Source organism: Streptomyces sp. NPDC007896, from assembly GCF_042959425.1.
Taxonomy (GTDB): Bacteria; Actinomycetota; Actinomycetes; order Streptomycetales; family Streptomycetaceae; genus Streptomyces.
Map to the genome: position 1 here is coordinate 386,036 of NZ_JBIBKX010000009.1, position 20,871 is coordinate 406,906.

14 protein-coding genes and 3 pseudogenes are annotated in these 20,871 nt (G+C 72.8%); 8 read left to right on the top strand and 9 right to left on the bottom strand.

The features are described from left to right. Positions 1-111: 111 nt before the first annotated feature. Together ACFZDJ_RS29335 and ACFZDJ_RS29340 are read left to right on the top strand one after the other, a co-directional pair. A complete protein-coding gene (locus ACFZDJ_RS29335; RefSeq protein ID WP_391063226.1) occupies positions 112-714 on the top strand; it encodes a hypothetical protein in 603 nt (200 codons plus the stop codon). Positions 715-880: 166 nt separating this feature from the next. Further along, positions 881-1,081 (top strand): annotated as a pseudogene (locus tag ACFZDJ_RS29340) (DUF6461 domain-containing protein); the annotation flags it as partial. Between the two features lie 35 nt (positions 1,082-1,116). Here the strand turns inward: ACFZDJ_RS29340 and ACFZDJ_RS29345 are convergent. The 9 genes and pseudogenes from ACFZDJ_RS29345 to ACFZDJ_RS29385 form a co-directional block, all read right to left on the bottom strand. Next, positions 1,117-3,315 carry a condensation domain-containing protein gene (locus ACFZDJ_RS29345; RefSeq protein ID WP_391063228.1) on the bottom strand — a complete coding sequence of 733 codons (2,199 nt, stop codon included), beginning with the start codon at positions 3,313-3,315 and terminating at the stop codon, positions 1,117-1,119. 615 nt (positions 3,316-3,930) lie between these two features. Then, positions 3,931-4,947, bottom strand: a complete 1,017-nt coding sequence (locus ACFZDJ_RS29350; protein WP_391063231.1) for a 4'-phosphopantetheinyl transferase superfamily protein — start codon at positions 4,945-4,947, stop codon at positions 3,931-3,933. A 236-nt stretch (positions 4,948-5,183) separates the two neighbouring features. Next, on the bottom strand, positions 5,184-6,713 hold the full coding sequence (locus ACFZDJ_RS29355) for a hypothetical protein (RefSeq protein WP_391063234.1): 1,530 nt from the start codon (positions 6,711-6,713) through the stop codon (positions 5,184-5,186). Between the two features lie 201 nt (positions 6,714-6,914). Further along, positions 6,915-7,913 (bottom strand): SRPBCC family protein, encoded by a 999-nt coding sequence (locus ACFZDJ_RS29360; RefSeq protein ID WP_391063238.1) that lies wholly within the window; start codon positions 7,911-7,913, stop codon positions 6,915-6,917. A gap of 570 nt (positions 7,914-8,483) precedes the next feature. Next, positions 8,484-9,344, bottom strand: a complete 861-nt coding sequence (locus ACFZDJ_RS29365) for a BTAD domain-containing putative transcriptional regulator (RefSeq protein ID WP_384921725.1) — start codon at positions 9,342-9,344, stop codon at positions 8,484-8,486. A 698-nt stretch (positions 9,345-10,042) separates the two neighbouring features. Beyond that, a complete protein-coding gene (locus tag ACFZDJ_RS29370; RefSeq protein ID WP_390939355.1) occupies positions 10,043-10,681 on the bottom strand; it encodes a ScbR family autoregulator-binding transcription factor in 639 nt (212 codons plus the stop codon). A gap of 832 nt (positions 10,682-11,513) precedes the next feature. Next, positions 11,514-12,203 (bottom strand): ScbR family autoregulator-binding transcription factor, encoded by a 690-nt coding sequence (locus ACFZDJ_RS29375; RefSeq protein WP_391063242.1) that lies wholly within the window; start codon positions 12,201-12,203, stop codon positions 11,514-11,516. 458 nt (positions 12,204-12,661) lie between these two features. After that, on the bottom strand, positions 12,662-13,045 hold the full coding sequence (locus ACFZDJ_RS29380; RefSeq protein ID WP_391063245.1) for a transposase: 384 nt from the start codon (positions 13,043-13,045) through the stop codon (positions 12,662-12,664). Positions 13,046-13,156: 111 nt separating this feature from the next. After that, positions 13,157-13,880 (bottom strand): annotated as a pseudogene (locus ACFZDJ_RS29385) (dienelactone hydrolase family protein); the annotation flags it as partial. 1,022 nt (positions 13,881-14,902) lie between these two features. On the opposite strand from ACFZDJ_RS29385, the gene ACFZDJ_RS29390 reads away from it, so the two are divergent. The 6 genes and pseudogenes from ACFZDJ_RS29390 to ACFZDJ_RS29415 all read left to right on the top strand — a co-directional run bounded on the left by ACFZDJ_RS29390 (position 14,903) and on the right by ACFZDJ_RS29415 (position 20,848). Then, entirely contained in the window at positions 14,903-15,409 is a 507-nt protein-coding gene (locus tag ACFZDJ_RS29390; protein ID WP_391063247.1) for a 2Fe-2S iron-sulfur cluster-binding protein, read from the top strand. Beyond that, complete coding sequence (locus tag ACFZDJ_RS29395; protein WP_391063249.1) at positions 15,406-16,395, top strand: FAD binding domain-containing protein; 990 nt, start codon at positions 15,406-15,408, stop codon at positions 16,393-16,395. Before ACFZDJ_RS29390 ends, ACFZDJ_RS29395 begins: the two co-directional genes overlap by 4 nt. Further along, positions 16,392-18,524: a molybdopterin cofactor-binding domain-containing protein gene (locus ACFZDJ_RS29400; RefSeq protein WP_391063251.1), complete on the top strand. Its 2,133-nt coding sequence runs from the start codon at positions 16,392-16,394 to the stop codon at positions 18,522-18,524. The genes ACFZDJ_RS29395 and ACFZDJ_RS29400 overlap by 4 nt, the downstream gene beginning before the upstream one ends. A gap of 29 nt (positions 18,525-18,553) precedes the next feature. Further along, positions 18,554-19,490: pseudogene (locus ACFZDJ_RS29405) on the top strand (XdhC family protein). 96 nt (positions 19,491-19,586) lie between these two features. Further along, positions 19,587-20,252 (top strand): NAD(P)H-binding protein, encoded by a 666-nt coding sequence (locus tag ACFZDJ_RS29410; RefSeq protein ID WP_391063255.1) that lies wholly within the window; start codon positions 19,587-19,589, stop codon positions 20,250-20,252. A 128-nt stretch (positions 20,253-20,380) separates the two neighbouring features. After that, positions 20,381-20,848, top strand: a complete 468-nt coding sequence (locus tag ACFZDJ_RS29415; RefSeq protein ID WP_391063256.1) for a nuclear transport factor 2 family protein — start codon at positions 20,381-20,383, stop codon at positions 20,846-20,848. The last annotated feature ends 23 nt before the right edge of the window (positions 20,849-20,871 follow it).

Genomic DNA, 20,871 nt, shown 5'->3' on the forward strand with positions numbered 1-20,871 from the left:
CGGGCCACCACCGCCTCGGCCAGGCGGTCCCGGGACAGCTCCACCAGGCACAGCTCGGCGGGAAAAGTCGGCCGCGTAGACGTTTCGGGAGGCCCCAGAGCGTTGGGTCCATTGGGTGGCCGACTGGATGTTGATGCCGAGGAGGCGGCTCAGGACGACGGCGGGCAGCTCGGCGGCGAGGTCCAGGAGCACGGTGCTGCGGACCGGCTTCGTGCGGATACCGAGGCGATGGAACCGTCGCATCAGCTGCTTGTTGGTCATCGGGCGGCCCGCGAAGGCACCTGGGAAAAGCCAAGGGTGGCCGTCGGTCTGAGCGACAACCGCACATCCCTTGCGTTCGTTGACCAGGCGAAGGATGAGGGTGTCCAGCGGCGGGGGCATCTCCAGTGGATGGCTGCCGAGGGAGAGGCTCACCACGCCGTGCACGTGGGTCACGTGATCGACGGTCAGGGTCGTGATGTGGCTCAAGTGCTGGGCGAACAGCAAGACCAGCAGCCCTGCGACCCGGTCGGCGAGGTCGATGGCTTCATCACGGAAGAGGTGACGGACGAGTTCCCAGCGGGAGGTCTGCTCGATCCCGGTCATCTCATCCTCCCGGACAGGGAGGGGGATCTCGATACCGCTTGCGTGACGGTGTTCGACGGCCCAGAGGACGTCCGAGCGATGTGCCGCAGCCAGGGGCCTTCGGTGACCCAGCGGTCGATGTCGGACTGAGTGCAGATGGCCGGGCTGCCCTGACTTCTTCCACCGGTACGAGATACGGGGACCTGCGCACCGCCGCCGGGTGCCCGGCGGCCAGGACCGGCAGCACGCCCGGTGAGCTGAACCCCGTGATGAGACAAGGCCCGCTCTCCACCCCGCGGGCGGCCAGGCTCCCGGTACCGACCGCAAGGCGGCCCTCTGCGCGCCGGCCGAGCGCCTCACCGGCGTACGGGTGAGCGAGGAACTCCTTACGCAGGCCGCCTGCCAGAGGGACGGGATACCCGCAGAGCCCGCCGGGGCACGGGAGAGCGTCACCATCGGCGTGAGGGACGCACACGGCGAGCGGACGTACGTCCAGCTCCGGCGCGGCCGGCCCTGACACGGGGCGGAGCGGGACGGCGGGGCGGGGCGGGTTCAGGGGGGCGGGGTGAGGACGGAGCGCACCCCCCGGGCGAGGGCGGACGCGCAGGCGGCGGCGTCGCCGATGCCGGTCATGACCACGGCCGCCGCGGCGCCGGGAGCATGCGGCGTGCGCTGGGCGAGTTCGTAGGCCGCCCTCCCGCCGGGCCCGCACCCGCACAGCACCAGGCGCCGGCCCGGCCCGGGTGCCTGGTGCAGCACGGCCGGCAGCACGCCCGGCGCGCCGTCCCCGTGCACGGCCACGATCTGCTCCGGGCCGCGGTGGCCGCGGACGAACAGGTCGTAGCTGCCCGCCGGCACACCGGGGGCGGTGACCAGGCAGATCACGTCCGCGTGCGGATGCCCGGGCCGCAGCACGGTCAGGGCGGGGTGCGGCCCGGGCGGCACGGGCCGGGCCGTGCGCGGTATCGCGCTGTGGGCCAGCAGGTCCAGCAGCTGTCCGGCACTGGCCTGGGCCTGCCGGTACCCGGGCAGCGCACGCAGCAGGCGTACGCACTGGGAGTGCAGGGCGGCGGCGTCCTCGTCCGCCAGCTGCGCCCGGTCGTACGACAGGCCCAGGACCAGACCGCCTGCGCTGTCGTGCCGGGCGGCGAGGGTGACGGGCCCGCCGGTGGCGCCGGCCGCGCTGCGGGGGGTGTCCGCGTGGACGCCTTGGGCGGCGAGTTCGCTGCGCAGGGCCTTCGGCAGCGGGAGCGGGCCGTCGAAACGCACCAGGGTGCCGCCGGCACCGCAGACCGGACCGGAACCGGCAGCGGGGCCGCAACCGGCAACAGGACCAGGGACGGGACCGGAGGCGGGGGCGGGGGCGGGGGCGGTGGGCGGGCGGGGGGTCCACGCGCGGATCGTCTCGGTGCTGGCCCACGGGTAGGCGGCCAGGTCCAGCAGCGTGTCGCGGACCTGGTGCAGCAGGTCCGCCAGCGGGGCGGCCGGATCGACGGTCACGGTCATCGGCAGCGGGCTGTCCAGCAGGCCGGGAATGCCCGCGGCACCCGGCAGGGCGATGTCCCGGCCCGACAGCTGCACCCCGAAACTCACCGGCAGCGGCCCCGGGGCGCGAGCCGCCCTGTACAGCAGCAGCGCCCACACCAGGTGCAGCGCGCTGGACTCGGCGGCGCCGCGCAGCGCGGCCCAGGAACGCAGCCGGAAGGTCTCCGGCGCCCGCAGCCGGGTGTGCAGCAGACCGGGCCCGCTCTGCCCGGTGGCGCCGCCCGGCCGTCCCGGGCGGGCGGCGGCCCGCGCCGGCGGCGCGGCGCGGGCCCAGAACTGCCGCGCGGCCGTGGTGTCCTGGCCGGCCAGCCAGCGGGCGTGGTCGCGCAGGTCGGGACGGCGTTCCCCGCCGGGCAGGACACCGCCGCCGGCATAGGCGCGGTAGAACTCCCGCAGCAGCAGATGCACACCCCGCTCGTCGAGGAGAGCCGGGTGATAGGTCAGCAGCACCCGCGGCGGCGCCGCACCCGCACCGCCGCCGGGCTCCGCCTCCAGCACGGTCAGCCGCAGCAGCCCCGGCCGGTGCAGCGCGAACCCCCGCGCCCGGTCCCGCCGCAGGAGCTGGGGCCAGGTGACGGCAGCCGGGGAAAACACGGCGATGTCCGCCTCGGCCCGGGCGTGCAGCACCAGACGCGGCGCGGCGACCCAGTCGAAACAGGCCCGCAGAACACACTCCCGGTCGACGACGGACTGCCACGCCGCGGCGAACCGCGCCACGTCAAAAGGCCCGGACCAATCCCAGTACAACTGCTCGACCAGACCACCCCCACCGCCCTCGCTGCCGCCGCCGCTGCTGCCGCCGCCGTCGTTGCTGTTGGTGCTGTTGGTGCCCGTGCCGGCAGGGGCGGGGGTGCCGGCGGGGGTGAGGGCGGCGCGCAGCAGGGTCTGCTGGTGTCCGGTGACCGGGAGGATCTCCCCGCCCGGCGGGGGCGGGGCCAGCAGGTCGGCCAGCAGGTCCGCGGGCAGCGCAGCGCACCCGCCCGCGGCGGGCGGAGTCAGGCGCAGCGTGTGGTGGCCGGGCCGGTGACTGTCCAGCGCGACCCCGAAGGCACGGTGGCGCTGCGCGAGCCGGGCGGCGACCGTCTCGGCGTCCGCCGGGCCCAGCGGGCCGCGCAGTTCCAGCACCAGCGGGCCGCCCGGCGACAGCGGGACCGGCTCGTACACCACGGCAAGGACAGCGCCCTGCGGCACGTACTGGCTGCTCATCCGCCCTCCCGGACCCCAGGACCCGCCCCCGCGGCACGGCGGACCGGCCCCCTGCACCCCTTACCCGACCAGCAAGACCGGCAAGGACGGCAAGACCGGCAGGGGCGGCCGGGGCGGCAGGGGTGCGGGCAGGACACGCACGGCAGGCCCGGCGGACGGGACGGGCCGGCCGTGCGCAGACACGGCAGACACGACAGGCGCGGCAGGCACGGCAGGCGCGGCAGGCGCGGCAGGCGCGGGCAGGGCGGGCACAACCACTGCGGGTGCGGCAGCCGCCGGCGCGGGCACGGCGGGCACGGCCACTGCGGGTGCGGGTGCGGGTGCGGGCGGGACGGCATCGGGCGGGGTGACGGCAAACGGGCCGGCTGCACGGTGGGCGCGGGCCGCGGCGCCCGGCCCGCGACGGGCCGGGCGGCGGCGAAAGCTGCCGCCGGGACGTCCTGCGGCGGCACCGCCCCGCACGGGGACAGGCCGCACGGGGACAGGCCGCACGGGGACAGGCCGCACGGGGACAGGCCGCACGGGGACAGGCCGCACGGGGACAGGCCGGGCGGGGGCGGGCCGGGCCGGGTGCGGTGGGGTGGCTGCACGGTGGTTCACGACGCCCGCCTCTCGTCATGTCGGCTGTGCGCCGGAGCTGCCCGGCAGCTGCCAGCCTAACGTCGCCGCAGGTGGGAGCCCTGTTTCCTCGAGCGGGTGTGGAGCGGGCCGCGAAGCGCTCTCGATTTCCTGCGGCGGACGGCGGGCGCTGCTGACCAGATACCGGCCGTGGACGAGATGGGTGGCCAGAATCCACCGCGCCACGCCGTCCGGCTCGCCGGCCAGGACCGTACGGCCCTGCTCGTCGCGGCGGAACCCGACCGCCGAGAAACGGCGCCGCATGCCGTACCCGAGCGCCTTGGTGTAGGCCTCCTTGAGGGTCCACAGGTGCAGCAGCCGCAGCGCCCGCTCGTCCTCGCCCAGCGCGGCGAGCTCCGCGGCCTCGTCCGGGGTGCACACGTAGGGGTGCAGCAGCTCGAAGGAGGGCCGGCGGGAGACGGGCTCGGCGTCCACCCCGATCGGCCCGCTGCGGCTGATACCGACCACGATCAGCTCGTCGGTGTGGGCCAGGCTCACCTCGTCCTGGGCCAGGCCGCGCAGATACGGACGGCCGCCCGGCCGGTAGGCGAGGTCGAGGGCGTCCGCCGGGACCTGGAGCACGGCGGCCGCGGTGTGCTTGAGGACCATCCGGGAGACGGCGAACCGCAGCCGGCCCGCCGGAGCGGCCGTCTGCCGGTAACGCGGCCAGTCACGGCCGAGCAGAGACCGCAGCCCGGGATCCAGCAGCGCCGCCGTCAGCCACTGCCCCCAGGTGGTGTGCACCAGGGCATGGCCCTGCCCGGCGAGCTGGTCGTGCACCTGCTCCCACGGCCCGTCCGGCCCCGCCACGTGCAACGGCTGCCCCGGCGACAGCCCGGACAGCCCCCCGGCCCCCCACCCGGACAACAGCCCGGACGGCACACCGGACGGCAGACCGGACGACAGACCCGGCGGCACACCGGGCAGCGCACCGGGCGACAGACCGAGCGGCGGAACAGGCGAGGTCCCTGGCGGCGGGCCGGAGGGCAGTCCGGGCAGCAGTAAGCCGGGCACCCGCTCTCCCCCGCCGTCCCCCGCCCCGATCCGCCCCGGCCCGCCGGAACCCGCCCCGGCGGCCACGGTCCCAGGAGGTGTGTCCCCGGAAGGTACGGCCCCGGCGGGCACAGTCCCGGAAGGTGCGGTCCCGGCGGGCACAGTCCCGGCGGGCACGGTCCCGGGGGGTGCGGTCCCGGAAGGTGCGGTCCCGGGGGGTGCGGTGCTGCCCGGGCCGTCGGCCGGGCCGGGCCCGCTCACCACAGCAGCCGGGTGGCGTACACGTCGCAGTCCACGCCGTGGCGGACGCGGCCGGCCAGTTCCGCCCAGACGGGTGCGCGCGGGTCGGGGACCGGTCCGGGCAGCGGCACGCCCAGCCGTCCGGCGATGCCCGACAGCGCGAGCAGCACCCAGTGCGTACCGCCCAGAAACAGGCCGCGGCCCTCGTCGGCGGCCTCCCTGACACCGAGCACGGCGGCGGCCAGCCACAGCAGAGCCTGCCGGTCCGCCAGCGCCCGCGCCGCCGGAGCACCGGGGTCCGCGCCTGCCGTGCGGCACGGCCGGCGCAGCGCGCGCTGCTCGGTCAGCAGCCGCCGGGCCACCGCCCCCAGCGCGGCACAATCCGCATCCGCGCCGTCCGCGCGGACGGCGCCGGCGCGCAGCAGACCCGACAACACCACACTGTCCCCGCCCGGGCCGTCCCCGCCCGACTCGTCCCCGCCCGGGCCATGCCCGTCCGGGTGGGGACGGCCCGGGGCACAGCGGCCAGGCTCGTGCCCGTCCGGGATGTACCCCTCCCCCTGCTCCCCGACAGCGGCGGGCGTGGGGGCGGGCGGGTCGGTGAGCCGGAAGAGGGCGGGGGCCGGGCCGCGGTGCGGGGCGCGGGGCTCTTCGGCCGCCAGGGCCGGCAGGGCCCTGGCCAGACGGTCCTGCCAGTGCGCGGCGCCCGCCGCGTCCACCCCGGCCAGGGGAAGGTCGCGGGTCAGTTTCGCAAGCATCCGGCCCCCGGTGCCGGCGGGTCCGTGGCCGCATTCGGCAAGAACCAGTCCCAGCTGCGCCAGTACGTCGGCCAGCACGGTCGGCACCACGTAGCCGGCCACCGCGCCCAACAGCCCCGCCCCCGGGCCGGCCGGGCGGCGCAGCGCCACACAGGTCAGGCTCTCGCAGGCCAGCAGGTCGGCGAAGGCGGCGGCGAGCACGGGCTGCCACTGCCGCAGGGCCGGCTCACCGCCGCCGCGGCCGGCCACGGTGAGCGCGGCGTGGCGCAGCACGCTGCCGGCGGCGGCCACCAGCGCCGCCGGGCCGAGCAGCACGGCGGGCACCGGGGAGGACTCCGCGACCTGCCCCCGGGCCCGTGCGGCAGGCGGCGTACCGGACCCGCCGGACATACCCGCGGCATGTCCCAGCGCCAGGTCCCGGCGCAGGAGCGGGCGCAGGGCACGCACCCGCTGGTCGGCCGCGCGTACCTGCCCCAGACCGGCCGCCGCAAGGAGCGGGACCACCCGCCCTGCCCGGCCCTCCCCCGCCGACCCGGCAGACCCGGCGGAGGCAGACCCGGCGGAGGCGGCAGACCCGGCGGAGGCGGCGGCGAGGGCGGGCAGGCCGTAGGGGTTGGCCGCGTCGCGGGGATCGCCCAGCAGCGCCTCCAGCCGCAGCGCGGCGAGCGCCACCTCGAGCGGCGGCGGCAGCGCGGCATACCGGTGCGCCAGCGCTCCCGGGACCGGCCCGGCCAGACGGACAGCGCTCCCGCACCCGCCACTCCCCCCGCGCCCCGTCTTCCCCCGCACCGACAACACCGCCGGCCCAGACGGCCCAGACGGCACGGACGGCACGGACGGCACGGACGGCGGGACAGCAAGGGCAGAAACAGAAACAGGAGCAGGAGCAGGAGCAGGAGCAGGAGCAGGAGCGGGGGCGGGGGCGGGGGTGCTGGGCGCGGCGGGCTGGGTGACGGCCATGACCGGCCTCCTGTTCATCTGGTCATCTGTTCATCGCAGACGGCGGACGGTGCTCTCGGCATGCCACTTGGCCAGGCCCAGCGCTTCGGTACTGGCGCGCGACAGCCAGGCACGGACATGGTCGCGGGCCTCAAGCAGGCCGGTGCCCGCACCGAGCACCGGGGGGACGGCTTCCTGCCGGAGCATCACCTGGTGGGCCGCGACGACCGTGACCCCGGACGCGTCCGGCAGCAGCGACCACTCGCCGCTGTGGGCGGCGATCAGGCCGGGCGTGAGCGTCTCCTTGTAGACGATCCGCCCGGCGTGCGGGAAACACAGCCGCACGGCCCGCGTGCTCACCGTCCGCCCGCCCGGCGCGGCACAGGTGTCCAGGGACGCCACCTGGATCCCCGGCACGTCCTCGCGCACACTGGCCCACTCCACGTGCGGGACCCGCTCGGGCCAGTCCTCGATCCGGTAGAGGAAGTCGTAGACCAGCTCCGCGGGGCCCTCGATCCGCACCCGGTCCTCGAACGACAGCAGCAGTTCGTCCAGCTGCTCCCACCGCTCGGCCGCTTGTTGTACCTGGGCGAGCCGGCGGTGCACGTCCGCCTCCGCCTCCCGGCGGGCACCGGCACCGTCCGCAGCCGCCGCCGGCAGCCCGCGCTCCTGGCGCAGGGCCAGCACACACTCCGTCTCGCCCGCCGGCCGCACACTCCACACACCCGAGGTCACACTGCCCGGCCAGGCAGCGTCCTCCTGCTCGAACACGACCGCCCGGGCATCGGGGTGCAGCACCCGCCGGGTGTGCCAGGAACCAACCCGGCCGCCCAGCACACCACCCGCACCGCCGGCGCCGGCGCCGGCCTCATCGGCCAGCTCCCACATCCGCAGCCGCTCCTGGACCCCGTCGAAGTCGAGACGCTCGACATGCACGACCGAGGGCAAGAACACCGGCCAGCAGGCGGCATCAGCCAGCATCCCGTACACGACACCGGCCGGAGCAGCCACCCCCACCGAGTCCTCACAGGCGTGCACGCGCGACGACATGCCGGCCCCTCCTCCTCCAGGCACACCCCCACCCTGCCCCCCACCACTCGAGCCCGCCTCGCGCCCGCCCGGACCCCCACCCCGCACACCCACCACCCCTCACACCCACCACCGGCACACCCGCCGCCCGGCACACCCACCACCGGCACACCCGCCGGCCGGCCGGCGCCCCCGCAGCACCAGGACCCGGCAGTCTGAGGCGGGGCAGTACCGGGGCCGGCCGGTGCCAGGACGGGGCAGTACCGGGCCGGCGGGTGCCGGCCGGGACAGCCCCCACACCGCCGTACGCCGCCCACCGCAGCCACCACGGCCCACACAACCGGGCACCAGCAGCACGCACCGCACGCACGGCACGGGCGGCGGGGACAGTGGGGGGCGGGGCGAGGCCCGGACAGACAGCACGGGCGGGGGTGAGGCCCGGACAGGCGATGAGGGCCGGACAGGCGGTGAGGCCCGGACGCGGGCCGCACGGCCAAGCCCGCGCACACGGGGCGCGGGGCCGGGACCGGGGGATGCGCCAGGTCCCGGCGGAAGGAGCCGGGACCTGGGCGGGAGCGGGGCGAGAAGGGGTCAGCCGACCGGGGCGAGGCGTCCGGTCCCGGCGGGGCCACTGTCCGTGGAGCCCGGCCCGGCGGGATGGGGGACGGTGGCCGGTGAACCGTCCGGCCGGGCCATCAGGATGGAACGCTGCAGCTTGCTCAGCGCCGCCGACGGTTCCAGGCCCAGACTGCGCACCAGGGTGGCACGCAGCCGCTGGTAGGCGTCCAGGGCCTCACCCCGGCGCCCCGAGCGGTACAGGGCCAGCATGTACTGCCCGCACAGGCTCTCGTGCGTGGGATAACGGCTGACCAGCACAGTCAGCTCGGCAAGCAGCTCACGGTGGCGGCCCAGCCGCAGATCGGCCTCGATCCGCTGGTCCAGCGCGCACAGCCGGCTCTCCTCCAGCCGTTTGACCTGGGTCGCCAGGTGCATCCCGGCATGCACATCGGCCAGCGGCGGCCCGGACCACAGCCCCAGCGCGGCCCGCAGATGCCTGGCCGCCCCGGGAAAATCGGCGGCATCCATCGCCCGGTAGCCCAGCCCCGCCAGCCGCTCGAACTCCCGCACGTCACTGCCGCCCTCACCACTCTTGAGGAGATAACCGCCCGGCACGGTCAGCAGCACATCCTTGGCCGTACGGGCATCAGCCGCATCCGGCTGCAGCGCCGCGGTGATCAGCTCCCGCAGCTGCAGAATGTACGTCTGCAGCGTCGGCCGCGCACTCCGCGGCGGCCTGCTGCCCCACAACTCCTCACTCAGCATGCCCACCGGCACCATCTGATCAGCCTGCAGGACCAGCAAGGCCAGCACCTGCCGCGGCTTGGGAGCGGTCGGAGTGATCGAAACGCCCTTCTCCCGCACAGCAAGAGTGCCGAGTATGTCGGTGTCCACGCCGTCTCCCCTGTCCATCCACTGCGGTCTGCCGAACCCCTCGGACCCCGTCAACCCCAGGCCCCCAAAAAACACCAGCCCTCAACCCCAGCCCCAGCCCGGAACCTCCCGGAACCCGGACCGCCGGACCCGGAACCTCCCGGAACCCGGACCGCCGGACCCGCACCGCCCCGCCCCGGCCCCCGGCACCGCCAGACCCCGATGCCGCCAGGCCCCGGACCGCCAGAGCCCGGATACCGCCAGGCCCCGATGCCACCGGAGCCCGGACCGCCGGGCCCGCACTGCCCCGGACCAAACCACCAGACCACCGGCACCACCGGACCCTCGACTGCCAGGCCCCGGACTGCCAGACCCGACGCCGCCGGACCCCGATACCGCCAGGCCCCGGACTGCCAGGCCCCGGACTGCCAGGCCCCGGACTACCGGGCCCCGGATGCTGCCGGGCCCTGGTCGGCCGGCGGGCCGGCGGGTGAGCCGCGCCCGCCGGCCGGGAGCCGCCCGACAACACCGAGTAAAAAACAGCATGGACGGTATGTCAATCTCAAACCGGTCGTCTTGTTTTCTCTCCGCCGATGCTCGAGATCCCCTCGAGAGAATCCGACTTCCGGTGCATAAGCGTCTCTACCGGGCGGGGTTCCGGCCGCTGCGGACGTCCTGCCAGCGGTTTGACTTCCCCGTTGCCGGACCATGCGGTCCATTTACCCGGGGGTGCGGTCGGTTCCCGCGGCCCGGGAACCGGGCAGGACCGGCAGCCGGCGCGAGGGAGCCGCGAGACCGGGCAGCAGCAGGGCCCAGAACTGCTCCACCAGATGCGGGGAGGAGCGCACACGCTGGCGGGAGGCGAGCCGGCCGAACCCGGCGACAGAGGCGACCACCGCCACCGCGGCCGCCTCCGGCGACACCCCCCGCGCCAGCTCCCCCGCACCCTGCGCCTCACGCAGCAGCCCATACACCCACTCACTCCACCACCGCCCCGGCCCCTCCGCACTCTTGCGCGAAGGATCACCGCCCAGCTCGAACCCGGCCCGCAGCACCGGATCCACAGCCAGCGCCGCCACCAGATCACCGCTGACATCCACCAGCAACTGCAGCCCGCCCCCGCCCCCCGCACCCTCCCGCACCGCCAGCCGCTGCACCGACACCGTCGCCGCCGCCTCCACCTCACGCGCCAGAAGATCCTTGCTCGGGAAATGGAAATGCAGCGCCCCGGTACTCACACCCGCCCGCCTGCTGATCACCGGCAGCGAAGCCAGCGCATACCCGTCCTCCGCGAACACCTCCGCCGCCGCACGCACCAGAGCCCGACGCGTCCGCACCGCCCGCACCTGCCTCACCATCCCACCCCTCCTCCCCACCCCCGCACCAGCCACCACCACCCCGCACACACCGGGACCACCCCACCCTACCAAACCGCACGCCCGGTATGTTTCCTCACCCGTGCTCCACCCCACCCGACCCCAGCCACCCACCCCCGGACCCCACACAAACCAAACACACCCCCGGCCACACCCCCGCCCCAGCACAAAAACACCCACACCCCAGAAACCGGCACCACCCACCCCCCAGCGGCCCGCACCACCAGCCCGCCACCCGCCCCCCAGCCACACCCCGCCACCACCCCGCACCACCAAGCCGCCACCAGGCCGCACCGCCAGGCCGGGCCCCACCAGAAGGCACCCGCCCCCACCCGGAAGGCCACCCGCCCAGCCGCCCCGCCCGCCCCGGCACCGGAGCCCGCACAGCCGACAACACAGGCCAGACCCGGCACAACAAGCAAAAAGGCACACAACGCCAGAAGAGAACGGCCCCACAGACCCGCCCCACACTCAGCCGCAGCACTCGACGCCCACTCGCACCCGACCAGAACCCCCCACCCCGCACCCCGGTCAGGGCCAGGGCCGGCCCGAGCCCCCACCCACCCCCACACACCCGAACCAGAGCCGGACCCGGACACCGCAGACCGGGCACGCCGGGCAGACCAGACAGACCCGGGCCGGGCACGCCGGGGCCAGGGCCGGACCCGGGCCGGGCACGCCGGGCAGGCAAAGAAGGAACGACAGACGGGGCCGGGGCCGGGGCCGGGGCCGGGGCCGGGCCACACCGGGACGAGACGCACAACGAACGGAAGAAGAAAGGACAAAAGAAGCAGGAGACCGGACGGGGACCAGATCAGGCCGGAGCGCCGACCCCGCCCAGACCCGCCGCCTCCCCCGCCTCCGCAGCCAGCCGCTCACCCTCCAAAGCCACCTCCGCAGCCCGGGCCGGATCAATCACCAGCCGGCCCAGCACCGCAGGCACCGCCACACTCGGCAGCAAATGCTCAAACAACGCACACACCCGCCGCTCCAGATCCTCCCGCCCCGCCAGCGTATGGGAATACACCTGCACCCCCGTCCACGCCGCCGAGAACACCCACGCACTCTCCGCCACATCCACCTGCGGCAGCAACTCCCCCTGCTCCTGCGCCTCCCGCAACACCCGCTCCGTCGCATCCAGCCACGTCCGGATCGTCCACGTACCGAAAACCGCCCCCATCTCCTGACCCAACGACAACCGCGCCGACGCCGACACCACCGGATTACGACGCATCCGATACGCCAACGCCAACCCCATATCCACCAACTCCTGCAACTTACTCACCCGCGGCGCCAGCACAAACCCCGCAAACTGCTCCCCCAACACCCCCTCCGCCAACGCCCGCTTCGACGGAAAATGAAAATACAAAGCCCCCTTCGTCACCCCCGCCCGCGCCAACACCTCACCAATCGTCGCCGCCTCATACCCACGCTCATCAAAAACCGACGCCGCCGCATCCAAAATCAACCGCCGCGTACGCAACGCACGCTCCTGCCGCACCACAAACCCCTCCAAACACCAACCCACACCCACCAACATGCTCCCTGCAACCACCCCAAACCAAACCAGCTAGTCCGTATATTCACAAGACCAAAACACCCACCACACCCCAACACCAACGACCGGACGACCGGATTCAGCCCCCACCACCCCACCCATGTGGATGCCGACAGCCGGTACGGCAGGTAAGGCCGGGCGGGTACAACCGAAGAGTGCGCGTGAACGCCACCAGCAACATCGACGCCTATCTCGGCCTGGACATCGGCCTGAACATCGGCAAGGGCGAACACCACGCCACCGCACTCACCCGGCCGGGAAGCAAGCCAGCGCCGCAAAACCATCGTGGCCTGCGATACCTGCCACCACGCATCGACTCAGAGAAACCAGCCACACTGCCCACGCAGCAGCCACTGGAAAGCCGGATGACCGGGAAACCGAAACGGCCGGACCGGCGGGAGACCTCACGGAACAGGACTCGCCCCCACGTTGCGCACCTCGCCACGCGGCCGACCCAACGTCCCGGCCGGCACAGGAGGCGGTATCAGTGGAGGCAACGGCACTGACCGCGACCTGGCGGATCGCCCGCTTCTCGACCGCCCCTCAGTACCGGCGGCCCGCCCCACCAAGGCCCTGCCACATCCGGGGAACGCCACATCGTCGATCACCCACACCCCGAGCGTGAACACACCGGACAACCGCCAGGCGATCCGCCGCCGGACCGGCAACGGATCCCACGGCGACTGATTCACAAACTCCTGCACGACCTGCGTATCGCCGACCGGCAACCGCCCAGCCATCGGTGCCGCGCCGAACGATCCGCAACAGACAGGCACCCTCGTCGTCATCGATCCCGAGCACCTTCACCCGCCCGGCCCAAGCCGAACAGTTCGGACCGAGCGCGCCGGCCGGGAACGAGACCCGGCCAGCGCTCCGGGCACTGTGCGCTCGTGCCAGCTCAGATGCCGGGCGAAGAACCGCAGCGAGCTGTCCACTTCGAACGACGGCACATCCCCGTGCCTGCCGGGGTTGGCGTGCAGCGTCTTCTCAGCCGAGGCCAGGGCGCCGAACAACGCCAGGCACTGGTCCCGCAACACCAACTGGTCACCCCACTGGACCAGGAACTGCACCGGCACGGTGATCCGCGCGGCGTCCTCGGTCAGCCCGTGCACACCGAGCAGGCCCAGCACCGCGACGCGGACCCGGGGTTCTGCCGCGATGAGCGGGATGCCGAGCCCGCAGCCCATCGACATCCCGCAGTAACCCACCGGGCCGACGCCGACATGGCCGAGGCGCTGGACCGCGGTCAGGACCGCCTGCCAGTCCACGACGGCCTGAGAAGCCAGATAGCTGTACATTCCGGCGACCAGCGCGCCCGGATTCCTGCCGGCGGCTACGCCTGCTCGCATTTCGGCCGCGATCCGGCCGAACTCCCCGTCCCTGGGCCGGTCGCCGTAGTTGGGCGCGTCGATCGCGACAACCGCGAAACCCTCAGCGGCGTAGCAGCGCGCGCGGGACACGGTGCCGGAGGGCCTTCTTGTCCCGCCCGCCGCCGTGGCCCAGCAGAATCACGGGACGAGTACCGCAGGCGTCTCCCAGCGTCCACAACACGCCGGGGATCTCATCGAGGGTGAAGAACCGCTCGGCGACGCCGTCCGGCGACGTCTGGCAGGTGAACCACATCAGCGTTTCAAGCCTTTCGGAAGTGCCTTGCGCGAGCGCTCCCCAGACTATGCAAAGGAGGGAACCCCGACCTGTCACAGCGTTGACCGGTCTCACCTCCCGGAATGCGCAGTGGTGCACGGCGGCGCCGAAGCCATCACGAAGACCGTCACTCGTGCCTCGCCAGGGCGAACATTGCCTGATGCGGCACTAGACATCCTGCTCGTGTGGCTCCCGATAGGTCAGGACCGGCGAGTCGAGGACGGCGAAACCGGGGTGCGGCAGGCCGCGCGCGACTGTGTATCGAGCAAGGACGGCGGAAAAGTCCGCGTGCACGGATAACCCAGCGCATGCCCTTGCCCCGGCTGCACCGGGCACGACCGTCGACGGTGAACTCAGCCGTGCTCTGGTCGCAGGTAACGCCGTATCCGTGTTGCGGGGGCAGGGAGCCGGTGCGCCCTCCCTGCGCCAGCCGGCGGTGCCGCCTTTCCCTCGTCGGCTTCCGCCGGGGATGGTGAGGGACCGGCCGACGCGTCACCAAGAGCGGCACCGCCCGCCCGTCGACGCCGCCCGTTTGGGATCACTCACACCTCCCCGATCCCAGCGGAAAGGGCGGTGCCTGCTTCCGACTGACTGATCAAACCAACCGATGGAACCGGTTCGTGCGTATCCGTGGAAGGCGGGCATGTGGTTGTGCGGGGAAATCACCGGATTCCGGTGACGACCTTTCACCTGCCCAAAAGTGACTCTGGACACGGGTAGCGGCAGTAAGCCACGTCGTTCGGGCACCTGTCCCAGGGAAGTGGTCCAGTCCGTGCCTGCCGAAGTGCGAGTCACGTTCAAGGTCACCGTCGCGACAGCCGCACCGACGCGCAAGGAGCATGCTCATGCCTGATGTGCCGAAGACGGCTGGTCCTCGGTGCAGGTTCAGCCACAGCCGTGCTCGCTGCATCGCCCTGTGGTTCTTCCATCGAGACAACGGAGTGGGCAATGAGCTGGTCGATCCCTGTAGCTGTGGCGTCGGCTCTGTCGGAGGTCGTCCGATGAGCACGGTGGAGTTCACCGACCGCGTCGACCTCCGCCTCCGGGTGAATGGCGTCGACAGGCAGCTCGATGCGGTTGACGCACGTGTGTCCCTCCTGGATCTGCTGCGTGAGCACCTCGGCCTGACCGGCGCCAAGAAGGGCTGCAACCACGGCGAATGCGGCGCATGCACGGTTCTGCTCAACGGCCGACGGGTGAACGGGTGCCTGGTCCTGGCCGCGGCGGCGGACGGGCGTGAGGTCGTGACCGTTGAGGGCCTTGCCCAGGGCGAGCAGCTGCACCCGGTCCAGCGCGCGTTCATCGACTGCGACGCATTCCAGTGCGGGTTCTGCACCCCGGGCCAGGTGATCTCCGCTGTCGCCTGCATCGACGAGGGCCACACAACCGACGAGCACGAGATCCGCGAGTGGATGAGCGGGAACATCTGCCGCTGCAGCTCGTACCCGCAGATCGTCGAGGCGGTCCAGGCCGCCGCGTCCGAGCACGAGAGGACCCAGAGCCGGTGATCCCATTCGCCTACGCCCGCCCCACCACCCTTGACGAGGCCCTGGACGCGGCGCGTGATCCGGGGACCGCCGTACTTGCCGGCGGCACCGAGCTGCTCAACTGGCTTCGTATTGGCATTGCCGTGCCCGACCGGGTCGTGGACATCTCCCGGGTTTCCGGCCTCGACCGGATCGAGCCGCTGCCCGGCGGCGGCCTGCGCATCGGCGCGCTCGTGCGCCTCAACGACGTCGCGGCCGACCCGAACGTCGCCCGCGAGTGGCCGGTGCTCAGGATGGCGATCCACAAGTCGGCGTCCGCCCAGCTTCGCAACCTCGCGACGATCGGCGCCAACCTGCTCCAGAAGACCCGGTGCGCCTACTTCCGCTCGGAGGAGCCGACGCCGTGCAACCGGCGTCTGCCGGGGTCGGGGTGCGCAGCCCGGGAGGGTCATGACGACCGGCACGCACTGTTCGGGTGGACGGACGACTGCATCGCCACTCAGCCGTCCGATCCCGCCGTGGCGCTCGCCGCACTCGACGCAGTAGTGGTGACGCGCACCGCCACCAGCGGGCGGCGGATCCCGGTGACCGACTTCCACCTGCTGTCGACCGAGGCCATCGACCGCGACACGGCGCTCGAACCCGGTGAGCTGATCGAGGCGATCGAACTGGGCGAACCCGCTCCGCACTCGGCCTACGTCAAGGTGCGCGAGCGCGAGTCGTACGAGTACGCGATCGTGTCAGGGGCGGTGACGGTGCGGCTGTGCGACGACGGCCGGATCGACGGCGCGCGGATCGCGTTGGGGTCGGTGGCGATGCGCCCCTGGCGCCTGGCCGAGGCGGAGCGCCGGCTGGTGGGCCTCGCGCCCGACGACCCGGCGGTGTCCGGCGCGATCGAAGCGGCGTTCGCCCAGACGCACCCCGTCCCCGGCAGCGCCTACAAGGTCGCGATCGCCCGCGGCGCCGCGCGGCGTGCGCTGATGATGGCAGCGGGGGTGCGGCCATGAGCGGTGTGGGATCAGGCGCGCCGTTGCCGCGCCAGGACGGTTTCGCGAAGGTGACCGGTGCCGCCCGCTATGCGGCCGACCACCCCGCCGAGGGCCTGCTCTACGGGGTCCTGGTCGGTGGACCGGTCCCGGCCGGACGGGTGCGCGCGATCGACACCGACGCCGCGCTGGCCGTCCGCGGTGTCACGCATGTGCTCACGCATGCCAACGTGCCGAAGCTCGGTGTCCCACCAGTGCCCCCGGCGTTCTCGGTGCGCATGCCGATGCAGGATGACGAGATCCACTACGAGGGCGAGCCGATCGCGGTCGTGCTGGCGCAGGCACTAGAAGCCGCCGAGCATGCCGCGTCACTGGTGCGGGCGGACATCGAGGCGGCACCGTTCACCGCCCACCCGGGCGCGGACCGCGCGGGTGCTGTGGTGCCGCGCGAGAGCGGATACCTGTCCGACGAGACGGACGCCGAGCACGGCGATGTCGAGCGGGCGTTCGCCGGTGCGCCGGTGCGCCACTCGGCGATGTACGTCCAGCCTTCGCGCCACCACAACCCGATGGAGCCCTCGGCGACGCTGGCCGAATGGCACGACGGCACACTGACGATGGTCGACGCGACCCAGTGGTCCTACGGCGTACGCATGGTGATGTGCGGGCTGTTCGACCTCGCTCCGGAGCAGGTGCGTGTGCGTTCGCCGCACACGGGCGGCGGCTTCGGCTGCAAGGGCCTGGTCTATCCGCACCAGATCATCGCCGCCGTGGCGGCGCGGGTCAGCGGACATCCCGTGCGGATCGCGCTGACGCGCGCGCAGATGTACAGCATCGCCCCCTACCAGCCGCAGTTGGTGCAGACCGTGTCGCTGGCGGCCTCGGAGGACGGGCGCCTGACGGCGATCGACCATGAGTCGATCAACGTGACCTCGGTGGACGAGGACTTCGTCGAGTACGCCACTCTGGCGTCGCGGACGACGTATGCGGCGCCGGCGATCCGTGTGCGCCAGCGTGTGCAGCGGGCCAACGTCAACCTCGGCACGGCAATGCGCGCGCCCCTCGAGGGGGCCGGACTGTGGGCTCTGGGAAGCGCCATGAACGAGCTCGCGGCACAGTTGCAGATCGACCCGATCGACCTGCGCCTGGCCAACTACACCGACGTGCACCCGTTCACCGGCCGGCCGTGGTCGTCGAAGAAGCTGCGCGAGTGCTACGAAGAAGGCGCACGCGCGTTCGGATGGCGCAGGCGTCCCAACGCCCCCGAGCGCGACGGATCCTGGCTGGTGAGCCAGGGCATGGCCGACTGTGCGATGGGCACCATCCGGTTCGCCTCCAGCGCGCAGGTGCGGCTGCACGCCGACGGCCGGGCGGTGATCCAGTCGGGCACCCAGGACATCGGCACCGGGATCGTCACGGTCCTCACCCAGGTCGCGTGCGAAGTGCTGGGGCTCAAGCCCGCCCAGGTGAGCTGCGAGATCGGTGACACCGCGCTGCCCGAGGCCGGTCCGACCTTCGGGTCTTCGTCGACGATGGGCGTCGGCGCCGCTGCGATGGCTGCCGCCAAGGACGCGCTGAAGCAGCTGCGCGATCGCTCCGGGCATACGGTGCGGGAAGCGCCGGGCGCCGAGGCCATCACGGCGGCGATGGCGGCCGCCGGTGCCCAGGAGGTGGTCGGCGCTGGCTCGTTCACACCTCAGGAGAGCGAGTACGCGCTGCACACCTTCGGCGCGATCTTCGTGGAGATCGGCTTCGACCCCGAACTCGGGATTCTGCGTCTGCGGCGCGCCGTCGGCCGCTACAGCGTCGGTCGGATCGTCAACCCGCGCATGGCGCGAGCGCAGATTCTCGGCGGCATCGTCTGGGGCTGGGGCAAGGCGACCATGGAGGCCAGTCGCCAGGACGAGCGCCTGGGGCGCTGGCTGTCCAAGAACCTCGCCGGCGTCGCGCTGCCCGTCAACGCCGACATCCCCTCCGACATCGACGTCGCGTTCATCGACGAGGTCGACGAGCACGCGAGCCCGATCGGCGGCAAGGGCATCGGCGAGATCGCCGCCACCGGCGTCGACGCGGCGGTGGCCGACGCCGTCTTCCACGCGACCGGCAGGCGCATCCGCGACCTCCCGATCACCCCCGACAAACTCGTCTAGCCCGCCGCCGGCGGCTGTAGGAGCTACCCATGCGTGAGATCGCCGGGCGACTCGGTGCCTGGCACCGTGCGGGCGTGAAGTACACCCTGGCCACCGTCGTCGGCGTACGTGGCAGCGCCCCGCGCCAGGCGGGCGCGGCCATGGCCGTGGCCGAGGACGGCGAGGCGGTGGGCAGCCTGTCGGGCGGCTGCGTCGAAGGCACGGTGTACGAGCTGTGCCGTGAGGTCATGGAGACCGGCGTGGCGGTGTGCGCGAGCTTCGGCTACTCCGACGACACTGCGTTCGCCGTCGGCCTGACCTGCGGCGGAACCATCGAGGTGTTCGTTCAGCCGTCGCCCTCTGCGCAGGTCGTCGAGGCGGTCTCCGGCGCGTCGCCGGCGGCTGTCGCCCATCTTCTGGACGGCTCGGGCGCGACCCTCGCGGTCCGACCCGAGCGGGTGTACGGCACCACCGGTCTGGCCGACGTCGACGCCGAGGTCGTCGGACAGGCCAGAGCCGTGCTCGACGGCGGCGCGACCGGCGTCCAGTCGGTCCGCTGCCGTCCTGACATGGAGGTTTTCATCCGATGCCGACGAGGTGGTCGTCGACTGGCCACACCGCTATCTGAAGTCGACCGAAGTGGATTGCCGCACGGTGGTCGTGGTCCTCACCCACGACGCCAAGTTCGACGTGCCGCTGTTGGAGGTCGCTCTGCGGCTGCCTGTCGGTTACGTGGGCGCGATGGGGTCGCGCCGCACCCATGCCGAGAGGCTGGCCCGGCTGCGCGAAGCCGGGCTGACCGACGAGGAACTCGCGCGCCTGCGTTCGCCCATCGGCCTCGACCTCGGTGCCCGCACGCCCCAGGAGACGGCCGTGTCGATCGCGGCGGAGTTCATCGCCGTGCGCCACGAAGGCACCGCCCTGCTCCTCGGGCGGCTCGATGGCCCCATCCACCACGACCGCACAGCGTCCGCCGCCGCGGTCTGAAGCTGACCTTGACAGCCAACACCGGCTGGTCGGCCGCAGAACTCTCCGAAGTATTGACGAGATACCCGCAGTACGAAAATTCAGAACGGAGTCGATGTGAAGGTAGTTCTCTTCGGGGCATCAGGCATGGTCGGCCAAGGCGTCCTGCGCGCATGCCTGGAAGACCCGGAGGTGACCGAGGTCATCGCCGTCGTACGGCGGCCACTCGGCAAGAAGGCGCCGAAGCTTCGCGAAGTGCGGCACGCCGACCTCTCAGATCTCACCCCGATCGCAGCGGAGCTGTCAGGGGCGGACGCGTGTTTCTACTGCCTCGGAGTGTCGTCGGCGGGGCACAGCTCCGAGGAGTACGAGAAGATCACGTACGGCTACACCCTGGAGGCCGCGCGCGTCGTGGCGGCCGGCAATCCACACCTGACCTTCGTGTACGTGTCGGGGGAAGGCACCGACAGCACGGAGCGGGGGCGCGTCTTCTGGGCCCGGGTGAAGGGTCGGACGGAGAATGCGTTGATGGCCATGGACATGCGTGCGTACGCCTTCCGTCCCGGATGGATCCAGCCGGTCCATGGGGAGACCTCCGGAACGCAGTGGTACCGACTGTTCTACCGGCTCACGTCCTGGCTCTATCCCCTCCTGCGCCGGGTGGCACCTCGCTACGTGACCAGCACCGAGCACCTCGGGCGGGCGATGATCGCCGTTGCCCGGCTCGACGGTTCCGGCCCCCGCATCCTGCGGACGGACCAGATCACCCGGTTCGGGGCGTAGAGATGTCCGGGCGTCAGGACGGTCAGCGGGAATCACCAGAATCCGGTGAGGACCTTTCACCTGCCCGGCGGCAACCCTGAACAGGGGCGTGCAGTGAAGGCGCCGAGGCCCGTAAAGGAGATGTCACCGTGAGTATCCATACGTCAGTCACCGAGGCGGAGGCCGCCGACCGGCTCGCCCTGCGCGAACTGGTCGACGCCTACGCGCACTGCGCCGACCGGCGCGACGCCAAGGGCCAGATGGCCCTGTTCACCGAGGACACCCACTTCGTGGTGTACATGGACGCGAGGGACCCCGAGCCCACGCAGGAACTGCATGACCGCGAGTCGCTGGCGCCGGTCTTCGACGCGCTCAACGCCTATGCCGCCACCATGCACTTCAACGGGCAGAGCACGATTGAGCTGGAGGGCGACCGCGCGAGTGGGGAGACCTACTGCCTGGCCCACCATCTGACGGAGTCCGACGACGGGTCGCGGACGATGATGGTCGCCTCGATCCGCTACCTCGACACGATGGTCAAGCGGGAGGGGCAGTGGCAGTTCGCCGAGCGCCGCCTCCTGGTCAACTGGACCGACATGCGGCCCCTTGAGCTCTGATCCGATCCGGACGCACACGCATC

Excerpts from the sequence above, each read along its gene's own strand:
- ACFZDJ_RS29345 (WP_391063228.1), bottom strand. The coding sequence starts at position 3,315 with ATGAGCAGCCAGTACGTGCCGCAGGGCGCTGTCCTTGCCGTGGTGTAC.
- ACFZDJ_RS29360 (WP_391063238.1), bottom strand. The coding sequence starts at position 7,913 with ATGTCGTCGCGCGTGCACGCCTGTGAGGACTCGGTGGGGGTGGCTGCT.
- ACFZDJ_RS29370 (WP_390939355.1), bottom strand. The coding sequence starts at position 10,681 with ATGGTGAGGCAGGTGCGGGCGGTGCGGACGCGTCGGGCTCTGGTGCGT.
- ACFZDJ_RS29380 (WP_391063245.1), bottom strand. The coding sequence starts at position 13,045 with ATGACGACGAGGGTGCCTGTCTGTTGCGGATCGTTCGGCGCGGCACCG.
- ACFZDJ_RS29390 (WP_391063247.1), top strand. The coding sequence starts at position 14,903 with ATGAGCACGGTGGAGTTCACCGACCGCGTCGACCTCCGCCTCCGGGTG.
- ACFZDJ_RS29400 (WP_391063251.1), top strand. The coding sequence starts at position 16,392 with ATGAGCGGTGTGGGATCAGGCGCGCCGTTGCCGCGCCAGGACGGTTTC.